Source organism: Nitrosococcus oceani ATCC 19707 (assembly GCF_000012805.1).
In the GTDB taxonomy this organism is placed as follows: Bacteria; Pseudomonadota; Gammaproteobacteria; order Nitrosococcales; family Nitrosococcaceae; genus Nitrosococcus; species Nitrosococcus oceani.
Genome location: NC_007484.1, coordinates 18,307 through 32,217, shown reverse-complemented (window position 1 = coordinate 32,217; position 13,911 = coordinate 18,307). Strand labels below are relative to the sequence as shown.

Here is a 13,911-nt window from a genome sequence, read left to right as displayed (position 1 = left end):
CTAGCGTATCACTTTGGAACATACAAGTAAGTTACTATCTATTATATATACTCTATATGCCTGTGTGCCTGAAATTTGGGCAAAATCGCTGATTTACCAAAGCCGACTATTATACACGGATATTAAAAAACCATGTATCATTTGCCACCTAAGGATTTTTTGCCATAAATTTGAGGGTGTATTTAAGAAACCGCTATGTCAACACCTCCTAGACCTTTGGCCTTGCTCATCTTAGATGGATGGGGTTATAGCGAAGAAACGGCTTCTAATGCTATCCACGCTGCCCACACACCTATCTGGGATACCCTATGGGATCGGTATCCCCATACTATAATCCGCGCCTCTGGCGCTGAAGTGGGCTTACCCAATGAGCAAATGGGTAACTCTGAAGTGGGCCATCTTAATTTAGGTTCGGGGCGTGTCATCTACCAAGAATATACCCGAGTCAATCGCGCACTCCGTACGGGCTCTTTTTTTACTAACCACACGCTCACCGAGGCTGTTGATAGAGCTGTTAAATCAGATAAAGCTATCCATATTTTGGGTTTACTCTCTCCTAGCGGAATTCACTGTCACGAAGACCATATTCACGCCATGGTAGAATTGGCAATAAAGCGTCGCTGCCAGGAAGTTTACTTACATGCTTTTCTCGATGGCCGGGACACTGCTCCCAAGAGCGCCCAAGCCTCTATTCTAGCCATGCAGGCCAAATTTACCGAGCTTGGCAAGGGTCGTTTTGCCTCCCTAATCGGCCGTTATTATGGAATGGATCGGGATCATCGCTGGCCCCGTATTCAGGCCGCCTATAATCTTATTGCTACTGGTCAGGCGGAGTATGAGGCCGAAAGTGCTAAACAGGCTTTAGCCATGGCCTATGAACGGGGCGAGACCGATGAATTTGTGCAGGCCACTCGAATAGTGCCTTCCGGTAAAGCACCGGTACAAGTAAAGGATGGAGATGTCATCATATTTATGAATTTCCGCTCCGACCGTGCCCGGCAGATCACGCGCGCCTTTATTGAGCCTGATTTTACCGGCTTTGAACGTCTCTACTGGCCAAAATTAGCCCAGTTTGTAAGCCTCACGGAATATAGCAAGGAATTTGATATTCCAGTGGCATTCCCAAGTGAGAAACCCCAAAATACCTTTGGCCAGGTACTCGCTAAATTGGGGCTGCATCAATTACGAATTGCAGAGACCGAAAAATATGCTCATGTTACCTTTTTCTTCAACGGAGGAAGGGAACAGCCGTTTGAGGGGGAAGATAGAATTCTTATTCCTTCGCCTCAAGTTGACACATATGATCAAAAACCAGAAATGAGTGCGGTGGAAGTCACAGATAATATTGTAAAAGCAATCGAAAGCGACAAGTATGATGTTATTATCTGTAATTATGCCAATCCAGATATGGTTGGACACACGGGGGATTTTAACGCTACGGTCAAAGCGATTGAGACTATTGATCAATGCCTAGGACGGGTATGGGCCGCTCTTCAGTCTGCAGGTGGTGAGTTGATCATTACCGCTGATCATGGTAATGCTGAAAAAATGTACAATGCGCAGTATCAGCAACCTCACACGGCCCATACCCATAATGCGGTTCCCTTTATCTTTGTCAGCGAGCGAGCTGCTATCGCCAGCGCAAATGGTAGCCTTGCGGATGTGACCCCAACCATGCTTTATCTGATGAATATTAAGCCACCGCCCGAGATGAGCGAACATCGTCTGATAGAATTATCATCTCCATAGAATTCTCGGACATTGCTCATAGCCAGAGGAGCTATTATATAGTGGGCAGCAGCCATAACTCTACTATAGAATATAACCAGCTGCTTTTTAAGAGAATCGGAGATTAGGACGATACTAGAGAAAAATAGCCTGAGCTGGCAGCAGCAACGGCTGCTGGTAGGCACATATCTACCTTGAAGTTCACTCCCAGATCCAAGGGAATATTGCCCAATCATTAATTACGTTCTCGACTAATGAAACCATCTTGATTTAAACGGTCAAATGACTACTAGAACGACCATCACACATCATGCTAGATACAACTTTAGCAAACAAAATAGCTATTCTCAAAACTAGAGGGCGCTATAAATTTAGCTCCCGAAATATATCCTCTATCTGTCTGGATTAAGCGCTTTCTCGCAGGAGCGATACATGCCTTTCTCAAAACGTGATTTACTAATAATAACTTTGGGACTTGTTCTGGGTGTAAGCTTGGTTTTTGGGCCAATGGTCCTAGCCGAACGCTCGGAAAATAGACCCGAAGCTTTACCCCTGGAGGAGCTACGGGCCTTTTCAGAAGTATTTGGGCAAATTAAGCGTAGTTACGTTGAAATTGTAGACGATAAAACGCTGATTGAAGATTCTATTCGCGGTATGCTGACCGGCTTAGACCCCCATTCCGCTTACCTCGATCCTGAAGCTTACAAGGAATTACGCATTGGAACTTCTGGTGAATTCGGAGGGCTTGGTATCGAAGTTGGCATGGAAGATGGCTTTGTCCGCGTGGTTGCTCCTATCGATGATACCCCTGCCCAGAAGGCGGGCATCAACGCTGGAGATCTTATTGTCCGTATTGATGATACACCGGTAAAGGGTATGAGCCTTAGTGACGCGGTACAGCGAATGCGAGGTAAACCAGGCACAGATATTCTCTTGACCATTATCCGAGAGGGTGAAGAGCAACCCTTAAAATTTACCATCACCCGCGCCATCATCAAAGTTAAAAGCGTTAAAAATAGGACCTTAGAAGAGGGCTATGGTTATCTCCGTATTAGTCAGTTCCAAACCGAAACGGCATCTAATCTGCAAAAAGCTATTGAAAAATTAAAAAAGGAAAACGGTGGAAAACTTAAAGGTCTAGTTCTAGACTTACGTAACAATCCAGGAGGCGTTCTCAGTGCCGCAATAGAAGTCTCCGATGCCTTTTTGGAAAAAGGTATCATTGTCTATACAGAGGGCAGGGATCTGGAATCGAAGCAGAAATTTCGGGCTACCTCTGGTGATGCCCTGAAAGGGTCGCCTATAGTAATTTTAGTAAATGGAGGCTCAGCCTCTGCTTCTGAGATTGTTTCGGGAGCTCTTCAAGATCACCACCGAGCAATAGTGGTAGGCTCACGTACCTTTGGTAAAGGATCGGTGCAAACCATTTTACCCCTTACGGAAAATACCGCTTTGAAACTCACTACTGCCCGCTATTACACTCCATCGGGTCGCTCTATCCAAGCCGAAGGGATTATCCCGGATATTGAGCTTGAAAGCGTGAAAGTTTCAGCCTCTGCTCTCTCCGATATTAACCCGGTCAGAGAAGCGAATCTTTCCCGACACCTTAGCAATGGACGTAAAGCAGAAGAGAAAAAAGAAAGCACAGAAAAAGTTAAGAAAACTTCTCTCGCCACGGAAGACTATCCTTTGTATGAAGCCTTAAATTTACTCAAGGGATTAAGCATAGCGGCAAGCCAGCAATACCGATAAGTTAAGGCGACTGGAGCTGAAAAACAGGGAAGTTCCGTAAAACCTTCTATGGATAAAAAAAGGAGACCATTCGGTGGTTAAGGTACTTATTCCCTTGGCTCAAGGTTGTGAAGAGCTTGAAGCGGTCACACTCATTGATTTGCTTAGGCGTGGGGGAATACAGGTGGTCACGGCGGGTCTTGATGAACAGGTGGTAACGGCTAGCCGTGGCACCCGCTTGCTCCCTGACACCTCCTTAGATAAAGTATTTCAACAAGAATTTGACATGGTAGTATTACCAGGGGGTCAGCCGGGGGCTGATAATCTCAATGGGGATCGTCGCATTCGCGCTTTATTAAAGCGTACTGCAGAACGCGGAAAGATTACGGCAGCTATCTGCGCTGCCCCTACCGTACTTGCGAGTACGGGACTGCTTGCTAGCAAACGCGCAACGGGTTACCCGGGTTTCCTTGACAAACTTGACCTGCCCACCACCACCTTGGAAGATCAAGCAGTCGTGGTAGACGGTTGCGTCGTTACTTCAAAAGGGCCAGGAACGGCAATGGATTTTGCTCTGACTTTGATTGAACTTCTAGTTGGCGGAGGAACCCGCAACGAAGTTGAGGAAACTTTGCAACGTCCGGCATAAAATACGGCCTATAAAATTCACGGTGGCCCTCTCAATGTTCACTCCGCACTTAAATTTCTTTTAGCATATAATAATCAAGCGGGACAATCCCGCCGCAATAACCTAATGGCAGTACCTCCTATCCTGCGTTTAGCTATTCCTTCCCCCCTGCGACGCTACTTTGATTATCTCCCGCCAGCTAAAACTCCGTACCAACAATTGCAACCAGGTATACGTTTACAAGTTCCTTTTGGCAGACGCACCCTGATCGGTATCTTAGTAACAATCGCATCTCAAAGCGAGATCGAAACCAGCAAATTGAGACGAGCTCAATACTGCCTGGACAAAACCCCCGTCGTTCCCAACTCTCTGCTCCAGCTTCTTACTTGGGCCGCTAGTTATTACCACCACTCCCCTGGAGAAGTCTTTTTTTCTGCTTTACCCCAACTTCTACGCCAAGGAAAGCCCGCCACCTCTCCTATCTATCGGCAATGGCTTTTAAGCTCTAAAGACTGCACCACAGATGCGACGATTCTTAGCCGCGCACCCCGGCAACAGCAGCTTGTGGAATTATTACGCTATCACCCAGAGGGCTTAACTTCATCCCAAATCAAGGCCCAATTGGGTACCTATCAGAGCAGCCTTCGTAGTCTAATCGCTAAGGGTTGGGTGTATTCTCAAGAGAAACCTATCTACAAGAGCATCCCCCCTTCCAAAGAGCATCTTAGACATCCACTCAATGACGCTCAGAAAGCGGCTGTTACCACTATTCTCGCATCTCAGCAGAAATTTCGGCCTTTCTTACTGGAAGGCGTGACAGGCAGCGGTAAAACAGAAGTCTATCTACGGGCCATCGAAGAGATCATTGCTAAAAGCCGGCAGGCTCTAGTACTCATTCCAGAGATCGGATTGACTCCCCAAATGGTGGAACGCTTTCACCGCTATCTTCAAACTCCTATCACAGTTTTGCATTCCGCCCTCAGTGACCGAGAGCGTTTAGCCGCCTGGCTTGCTGCTTACGAGGGCAAAACTCCAGTGGTTATCGGTACTCGTTCAGCAATATGGGCCCCTCTCCCGCGGCTTGGAATAATTATTATTGATGAAGAGCACGATTCTTCCTTTAAACAACAGGAAGGATTTCACTACCATGCCCGGGATCTCGCCATCATGCGAGCATACCAAACCAAAATACCCATTATATTAGGCAGTGCAACGCCCTCCTTGGAAAGTCTCGATAATGTCAAGCGGCAACGCTACCATTTATTACAATTATTACAACGGGCAGGGGCAGCACAAACACCGCGAATTCAGCTACTTGACGTCCGTTCACGTCCGTTAGAGTTTGGACTTTCTCCTCCTCTGCTTGCAGCATTGAGGTATCACTTAGGACAGGGAAATCAGGCTCTGCTATTTCTTAACCGGCGTGGTTTCGCTCCCACTTTAATCTGTCATGAATGTGGCTTTGCCGTGCCTTGCCACCGCTGTGACGCTTACATGACTGTTCATCAACATACTAACCGATTACGTTGCCACCACTGTGGGGCAGAAGGCTCCCTGCCCACCTCCTGCCCTCAGTGTAGAAATCTTCTTTTGCGTCCCCGGGGATTAGGTACAGAACAGGTGGAAGCAGGCCTCAAGCATTTTTTTCCAGAGATTGAGATTGCGCGTGTCGACAGGGATACCACCCGTCGGGCAGGCACCTTGAATAAAATGCTCGATGGTATCCATAATGGAAAATACCGTCTCCTGATTGGAACTCAGATGTTAGCAAAAGGGCACCACTACCCCAATATCACTTTGGCGGGAATTCTGGACGCCGACCAAGGTCTGTTTGGCAGTGATTTTCGGGCTGGGGAGCATATGTCTCAGCTTATTCTCCAGGTAATAGGACGGACTGGCCGGGGTAATAAGCCTGGCGAAGTATTGATCCAAACGCATCACCCTGAGCATCCCTTACTAACGGCGCTAGTAGGCCATGGGTATCGGCACGTAGCCGAGATACTCTTGGAAGAACGCCGCCAAATTGGCTTTCCTCCCTATGGTTACCTCGCTCTACTTCGTGCCAGGGCTGTATCCCCTGACTCTCCCATGAAATTCCTTGAAATGGCGCGGAGCATGGCTACGGCGCATAATCTCCATGGCGTGACCTTGCTAGGACCCGTGCCTGCTCCCATGGAGCGCCGAGCCGGCCGCTACCGCGCCCAGCTTTTACTCCAGGGAAGCGCTCGTGCTCCGCTGCAACGATTATTGACCACATGGATACCCACGCTAGAACGTCTCCAAGCAGCACGGAAGGTACGATGGTCATTAGATGTGGACCCTATCGATCTCATGTAGACTGTTAAAAATAAGCAGCACAAACTAGCCTCTTTTCGTTCAGTAACGGGCAGGTTAGAATTTCATATTTTTCGAAAAGACAATCACTAAAAAAAGACCTTCATCTTGAAAGAACACCTCTGGAACCTTATTGCCGACGCCCTCTCCTCTTTGCAGCAAGAGGGGATACTGTCCAGTTGGAATAAAGATAAAATCCAAGTCCAGCGAACCCGGGATAAAAGCCATGGGGATTTTGCCAGCAATATTTCCATGGTGCTAGCCAAGGAAGCCCGACAAAAACCGCAGAAGCTAGCCGATCTTATCGTTGCTCGCTTGCCAGAGCATCCTTGGGTGAAAAAAGTTGATATCGCTGGCCCCGGTTTTATTAATTTTACTCTAGCTTTGCCTGCCTTTCAGGCAGTCGTTTCCCAGGTGCTAGAGCAAAAAGAATCCTTTGGCAGATGCCGAACAGGGCACGGAAAAACAGTGCACTTAGAATTCGTCTCTGCCAATCCCACCGGGCCTCTCCACGTAGGCCATGGTCGGGGGGCTGCTTATGGCGATGCTCTAGCCCGCCTACTGACTGCTGTAGGCTACCAAGTTCACCGCGAGTACTATGTCAACGATGCCGGGCGCCAAATGGACATTCTTGCCGTTAGTGTCTGGTTGCGGTACTTAGAGCTATGTGGCGAAACTCTGCCCTTTCCCAGTAATGGTTATCAAGGGGAGTACGTTCGGAATATTGCCCGGTCTCTTAAGGCCGGAGAAGAAGATCTTCCCCATCATTCGGCAACAGAAATTCTGGCCGGACTACCAGCAGATGCTCCAACCGGAGATCGAGAGAAATACCTTGACGCGCTTATTCAAAAGATAAAAAACCTACTGGGAAAAAATAGTTATCAAAAGGTTTTTGAGCAAGCGCTTAATACGATTTTGGCAGGTATCCGTGAGGATTTGGCTAAATTTGGCGTCACCTACGACGCATGGTTTTCCGAACGCCACCTCACTGAGATGGGCGCGATAGAAATAGCAATAGAGCGGCTCAAGGCTGCGGGTCATCTTTACCAAAAAGCCGGCGCCTGGTGGTTTTATGCTACTAATTTTGGCGATGAAAAGGATCGGGTTGTCATACGGGAAAATGGCCAACCCACTTATTTCGCCTCGGATATCGCCTACCACTTAAGTAAATTGGAACAGGGCTATCATAAAATAATTGACATTTGGGGTGCTGATCACCATGGCTACATACCGCGGATCAAAGCTTCCCTCCAAGCACTTGGCGCCGATCTCCAACAACTCGATATCCAGCTAGTCCAATTTGCGATTCTTTATCGAGGCAAAGAAAAAATACAAATGTCCACACGCAGCGGGGAATTCGTGACTTTACGGGAATTGTGTCAAGAGGTAGGGAAAGACGCAGCCCGCTTTTTTTACGTCATGCGCGGCGCTGAGCAACATATGGATTTTGATTTGGAATTGGCCAAATCCCAAAGCAACGAAAACCCGGTTTATTACGTACAATACGCTCACGCCCGTATTTGTAGCGTTTTCCGCCAGCTTAAAACACGGGAATTTGTTTGGAACTCTGAACAAGGCAGAGAACACTTGGGAAAACTCAATGAAGCCCATGAAGTTACGCTCCTAGATCGCTTATCTTGCTATTCAGAAGTTGTTGAAAGTGCTGCTATCCAAAGTGCGCCTCACCTATTAGCCTATTACCTTCTGGATTTAGCTAGGGATTTTCATACCTATTATAATGCCCATACTTTTCTTGTAGATATTCCTGAACTGCGGGATGCCCGGCTGGCACTAATTGCGGCGACCCGGCAAGTGATAAAAAATGGCCTAACCTTACTAGGTGTCTCGGCACCGGAGTCCATGTAATCCATGCCCCCTCATAAACGTAGACAGTATATTTCTCCACACCAAACGCCAAAGCCTTGGCCATGGCTTATTGCCGGATTGCTGATCGGCGCTTCGATAGTCCTTCTGCCCATGCTTCAGGACCGGTTTTTTTGGGCGGAGAAAAATGGGAATAACCACCCAATAATCCAGAATAACGCCCAAGCAAAGGAAACGGTTAGTACAGAGCAGCCGCCACCCCATTTCGAATTCTATACCTTGCTCCCGGAAATGGAGGCGGCGGTATCGGAACCTAAGTTGCCGCCTTCCCACCAGCAGCCGAAGCTTCCGCCCAAAGAGTCAGCCGAACTTACCCCAAAACCCCAACCATCGCCATCCAAATCACTATCCCCGGAAGCTTATGTGATACAGGCAGGCTCATTCCGCAGTTATTCCCAAGCTGATAAACGTAAGGCTGACTTGGCTCTGATGGGCGTGGAAGCCGCCATTCAAACCGTAACCATTGATAACAGTAAAACTTGGCACCGAGTTCGAGTTGGTCCGAGCACTAATCTCGCTAAACTTCAGCAGATCCGTCAACAGTTGCGCGAGAACCAAATAGAATGTCAACTATTTAAAGTTAAATCCTAATCGATAAAAACAGGTAACCGAAATTTCCTTCCGATTGCGTAACTCTTAAATCGGTTCCTTAGGCTATGCTATCAACTTATTCCAAGGGAGGCATTCATGACTAAAAAAGGGAAAGAAATAATCCATACTGAATTTAATCGGCCATGATAAAATCCCAAAGGCATCTCAGATACTGCTGAAAAAAATCATGTTCTACCATACCCAAACGGGAATCTGGGAGGAAGTTCCAAGTCCTTTTTGCGGTATTGCAGCTGATGATCTTAAGGTAAAAGTAGAGGGTAATCGCCTCACAATCATAGAAAACGGCTGCCCAGTAACCCAACCCGCTTTTGAACAGGAAATAGGTGATAGCACTCCCCAGATTCAAGGTAAAACAGCTCGCCTAGAGACAGCGATCGCACGGACCGTTAAACTCCTTAGACAATCGCGGTTCCCCCTGATATCTGGCCTTGCCACTGATGTGGAGGGGGTTCGGGCCGCATTAGCACTTGCTGATTATTACGGGGCGGTAATCGATCATATGGACTCTGAAGCGACCCTACGTAACATGTTGGCCCTCCAAGCCGGTGGCTGGATAACTACCACCCTTGGAGAGGTGAGAAACCGGGTCGATCTCTTGCTAGTGGTGGGCAGCGATATTGAGCCTTGCTTCCCCCGCTTTTTTGAACGCTATATCTGGAATCCGGAAACACTCTTTGGCCAAGATACCGCTCAGCGGGAAATTATCTATTTAGGCCAATCCCCCAGCGGGCAGGCAGCCTTCGGACCGAATGGTCACGCTCCGTTGATCATCCCCTGCAAGCAGGAAAAACTTCCGGAAGTAGTGGCTGTGCTGCGGGCCCAGGTCGCTGGCCGCCCCCTGCAAGCCGAATCGGTGGCAGGAATTACAATGGAAAAAATAGCCGCTTTAGCAAATAGATTAAAGCAAGCCCAATATGGCGTGATTACCTGGGCGGCAGAACAATGGACTTTTCCCCATGCCGAGCTTACTACCCAGATGCTCTATGAAATCATTATGGCACTTAATAAAACAAGCCGTTGCTCAGGACTTCCTCTAGGCGGGCGGAATGGCCAGGCCGCGGCTAATCAGGTTTGCACTTGGCAAACAGGTTATCCTGTACCCATTAGCTTTGCCCGAGGCTACCCAGACTACGATCCTTACCACTACAATACTAAGCGCCTCCTCGAATCAGGGGAAACAGATACCTTGATTTGGATCTCTGCGTTTGATCAAGATGATACGCCACCAATAACTTCTATCCCTACAGTAGTATTGGGACGGGCTGGCATGAATTTCACTCAGGTGCCAGAGGTTTTTATCCCCATAGGTACACCGGGAATCGACCATGCAGGGCACACCTATCGTACCGACAATGTGATCGCCGTACCACTGCGTAAGTTACGGGACTCAGGGCTTCCCAGTACTGCCAAAATTATTAATACTATGCTCGAGCGCAGCTATTAATCTCCTAGCCCATTATGCTCATTAAACTCACCGGCGGTACCGTTTATGATCCCATGCATGGGATTAATGGCGAAGTTCGTGATATTTATATCCGAGATGGCCGCATTATCAATCCCCCCCCCGGCGATATGTCTATCGATCAAGAGTATCCCTTAAATAATAAAATTATCATGGCTGGAGCGATCGATATCCATAGTCATATCGGTGGAGGTAACGTTAATATCGCCCGAACATTGCTGCCGGAGGGTCATCACACTAATTTATTACCCCGTACTGAACTATTACGCGCAGGATCTGGCCGCGCGATTCCCAGCACCTTCGCTACCGGTTATCGTTATGCGGAAATGGGTTATACGGCGGTCTTCGAACCTGCCGTATTACCTATGAATGCCCGCCAAGCCCACATGGAAATGGGGGATACTCCCTTGGTAGACAAAGGTGGCTATGCCTTATTGGGTAATGATGATTATGGGTTACGGATGTTGGCAGCTAATAAGGATCAAAAAACCTTTAACAATTACGTGGCCTGGATTCTCAAAGCCAGCCAGTGTCTAGGTATCAAAGTAGTCAATCCAGGTGGAATTAATGCCTTCAAATTCAATCAACGCCGCCTCGATCTGGATGAACCAGGTCCCTTTTATGGGGTTACACCACGACAAATATTGCTTCGCCTCGCACGTGCAGTACATGAATTGGATATTCCTCACCCCATTCATGTCCATGGCTGTAACTTGGGAGTACCAGGCAATCTAAAAACCACTTTAAGCACTATTGAGGGGATCGCGGGCCTCCCTATGCATCTTGCCCATATTCAATTTCATAGTTACGGCGCTGAAGGTGATCGGAAATTCTCATCAGGGGCAGCTCAAATTGCAGAAGCGGTAAATAGACACCCGAATATTACCGTTGATGTCGGTCAAATTCTGTTTGGGCAAACGGTAACCGTATCCAGTGACACCATGCAGCAATATGCCAGCCATCCCCATGCTTATCCTAAGAAATGGGCCTTCATGGATATTGAATGTGACGCTGGCTGCGGTATTGTCCCTTTTAAGTACCAAGACAAGCATTTTGTTAATGCTCTCCAGTGGGCTATTGGCTTAGAGATCTTTCTTTTAGTGGATGATCCCTGGCGGGTTTTTCTTACGACTGATCATCCTAATGGTGCCCCTTTTGTTTCTTACCCTCATCTTATCCGGCTATTAATGGACCGAAGTTTCCGTAATGATATGTTAGCCACTATCCATCCGGAGGCTGCCCAGGCCAGTACTTTAGGCACTATTACCCGGGAATATTCTCTTTATGAGATTGCTATCATGACCCGGGCTGGAGCGGCTAAACTGCTTGGTCTTTCAGACCGAGGGCATCTAGGTATTGGGGCAGCCGCTGATATTACCGTCTACACGGAGCAAAAAGACAAGGAAAAAATGTTTTCTAAACCCGACTATGTCTTTAAGGATGGGGAACTCGTCGTTAGAAACGGGGAAATCGTCAAGGTCACTTGGGGCGCAACCCATGTAGTCCGGCCGGAGTTCGATAATAGTATAGAAAAAGAGCTTTCCAGCTACTTTGATCGTTATCTTCCCATGAAGATTAGCAATTTTAAAATAAACGATGAGGAAATGACTTATTTCGGGCGAGGTCATATCCAAGTTCATCCCTGCCGGGAGAGGAATAGCTTCTGATTATTAATGGTGTCAAAATTGAGCCCACCTTTGCCGAAGCCTTTCCCATGAAAGCCACTCGCATACTTATTACAGCACAGGATCTAAAGTGGGCCTATCATTCGGCCCAAACCATGACCGGGTTCGCCACTTCGGTAATTGCTTGTGGTTGCGAGGCAGGTATCGAACGAGAATTAGATCCTTCTGAGACACCCGACGGACGCCCTGGAGTCGCCATTTTACTATTCGCCATAGGGGGCAAAGGATTAGCTAAACAACTTGAAGCCCGGGTTGGTCAGTGCGTACTCACTTCACCCACTTCCGCATTATTTGCTGGAATATATGAGGGTGAACTTATCCCGTTAGGAAAGAATCTCCGCTTTTTTGGTGATGGCTTTCAAATATCGAAAATTATTAATGGCCGCCGTTATTGGCGAATTCCCGTCATGGAGGGCGAATTTCTTACCGAAGAGAAGGTGGGTATGATCCCAGCAATTGGCGGCGGCAATTTTCTCGTTCTCGCCCAATCTCAACCTCAAGCGTTAACGGCCTGCGAGGCGGCTATCGCAGCCATGAAAAAAATTCCTAATGTTATAATGCCTTTTCCTGGTGGCATCGTGCGCGCGGGTTCAAAGGTGGGTTCTAAATATCCAGGAATAAAGGCATCCACCAATGATGTTTTTTGCCCCACGCTTAAAGGGAAAACGCATACTAATCTCTCGGCTGAGATTGAATCCGTATTGGAAATTGTTATTGATGGTTTTTCTAAAGAAGATATCCAAAAGGCTATGTATGCTGGAATTTCTGCCGTCTGTAACTTTGGAGCCCAAAACGGGATATACCGCATCAGTGCGGGCAATTATGGAGGAAAACTAGGTCCGATTCATTTTCATCTCCAGGAGATCATGATGGGACAAATGGCTTAAAGGTGAAATAGCCACACGCTCCAATGTTCTGCTCTGAGAGAAAAAAAGCATATTTTTTATCGCAATTCCTAAAGCTCTACCCTTGAACGCACTAACTCTGATTCTAAAAGAAATTCCTAGCCAGCAGGTGGATGCATCGCCCCTCATCCCGGAGAATTTAATCGGCCTATCGAAACCCGAGATAGCTGCGATTACTCTGGTAACGGGTAATCAGCACGTGCGAGCAGATACCATTTTTAATATTTCAGGAGACGATCCAGGACGGTTAATTTTCGCAGGAGAGACCACCAAGTTGGATTACATCGGTAAAAATTGTTCTGGCGGCCAGATCGATGTTCAAGGATCTTGCGGTGCCTATACAGGAATGGGCATGCATGATGGGCAAATTAATATCTACGGGAATACCGGTGCTTTTACCGCCTGTGAGATGCAAGGCGGATTGCTCCGGGTAGATGGAGATAGCGACGATTTTTTAGGGGCCGCCCGCCCCGGCAATCAAATCGGCATGACAGGAGGAACGGTTATTATTACCGGAAACACGGGTGCCCGTGTTGGAGACCGAATGCGCCGAGGAACGCTACTTATTGAGGGAAACGCAGGTAATTATGCGGGCTCGCGTATGTTAGCAGGCACAATTGCGATATTAGGTAAAACCGGAAATTACCTAGGGTATGGTATGAAGCGCGGAACTCTTTTACTATGGCATCCCCCTGATAAACTAAGCGCGACCTTTAATGACTGCGGCTATCACACTCTGGGGTTCTTGCCCCTCCTGCTGGAATCCTACCGTAGTCTAGAAACCCGATTTGCCTTTCTCCCTAAAACCATTGGCCGGGCGCATCGATTTTGTGGTGATATGGCCAGTCTGGGCCATGGCGAAATTTTAATCCTGGTGCCGTGAAAATCTCATTTTCCATTATTGCTATAATAGCCTTGTTTTTGTATCCAGAGGGATATCTA

Annotated in this window: 10 protein-coding genes; all 10 read left to right on the top strand. The window is 47.6% G+C overall.

The window, feature by feature from the left end:
- Nucleotides 1-195 precede the first annotated feature (195 nt).
- The 10 genes from gpmI to NOC_RS00320 all read left to right on the top strand — a co-directional run bounded on the left by gpmI (nt 196) and on the right by NOC_RS00320 (nt 13,852).
- Nucleotides 196-1,749, top strand: a complete 1,554-nt coding sequence (gpmI, locus tag NOC_RS00365; RefSeq protein WP_011330205.1) for a 2,3-bisphosphoglycerate-independent phosphoglycerate mutase — start codon at nt 196-198, stop codon at nt 1,747-1,749.
- Between the two features lie 411 nt (nt 1,750-2,160).
- Entirely contained in the window at nt 2,161-3,480 is a 1,320-nt protein-coding gene (locus NOC_RS00360) for a S41 family peptidase (protein ID WP_011330204.1), read from the top strand.
- A 73-nt stretch (nt 3,481-3,553) separates the two neighbouring features.
- On the top strand, nt 3,554-4,108 hold the full coding sequence (locus NOC_RS00355) for a DJ-1 family glyoxalase III (RefSeq protein ID WP_002812228.1): 555 nt from the start codon (nt 3,554-3,556) through the stop codon (nt 4,106-4,108).
- A gap of 105 nt (nt 4,109-4,213) precedes the next feature.
- On the top strand, nt 4,214-6,424 hold the full coding sequence (locus NOC_RS00350; RefSeq protein ID WP_002813849.1) for a primosomal protein N': 2,211 nt from the start codon (nt 4,214-4,216) through the stop codon (nt 6,422-6,424).
- Nucleotides 6,425-6,529: 105 nt separating this feature from the next.
- Complete coding sequence (gene argS / locus NOC_RS00345; RefSeq protein WP_002813322.1) at nt 6,530-8,287, top strand: arginine--tRNA ligase; 1,758 nt, start codon at nt 6,530-6,532, stop codon at nt 8,285-8,287.
- 3 nt (nt 8,288-8,290) lie between these two features.
- On the top strand, nt 8,291-8,896 hold the full coding sequence (locus NOC_RS00340; RefSeq protein WP_011330203.1) for an SPOR domain-containing protein: 606 nt from the start codon (nt 8,291-8,293) through the stop codon (nt 8,894-8,896).
- Nucleotides 8,897-9,083: 187 nt separating this feature from the next.
- Nucleotides 9,084-10,361, top strand: coding sequence for a formylmethanofuran dehydrogenase subunit B (locus NOC_RS00335; protein WP_002812230.1), 1,278 nt, complete (start codon nt 9,084-9,086; stop codon nt 10,359-10,361).
- A gap of 14 nt (nt 10,362-10,375) precedes the next feature.
- Entirely contained in the window at nt 10,376-12,046 is a 1,671-nt protein-coding gene (locus tag NOC_RS00330) for a formylmethanofuran dehydrogenase subunit A (protein WP_002812455.1), read from the top strand.
- Nucleotides 12,043-12,951, top strand: a complete 909-nt coding sequence (fhcD, locus tag NOC_RS00325; protein WP_036497813.1) for a formylmethanofuran--tetrahydromethanopterin N-formyltransferase — start codon at nt 12,043-12,045, stop codon at nt 12,949-12,951. Before NOC_RS00330 ends, fhcD begins: the two co-directional genes overlap by 4 nt.
- Before the next feature lie 82 nt (nt 12,952-13,033).
- Nucleotides 13,034-13,852 (top strand): formylmethanofuran dehydrogenase subunit C, encoded by an 819-nt coding sequence (locus tag NOC_RS00320; protein WP_002812760.1) that lies wholly within the window; start codon nt 13,034-13,036, stop codon nt 13,850-13,852.
- The last annotated feature ends 59 nt before the right edge of the window (nt 13,853-13,911 follow it).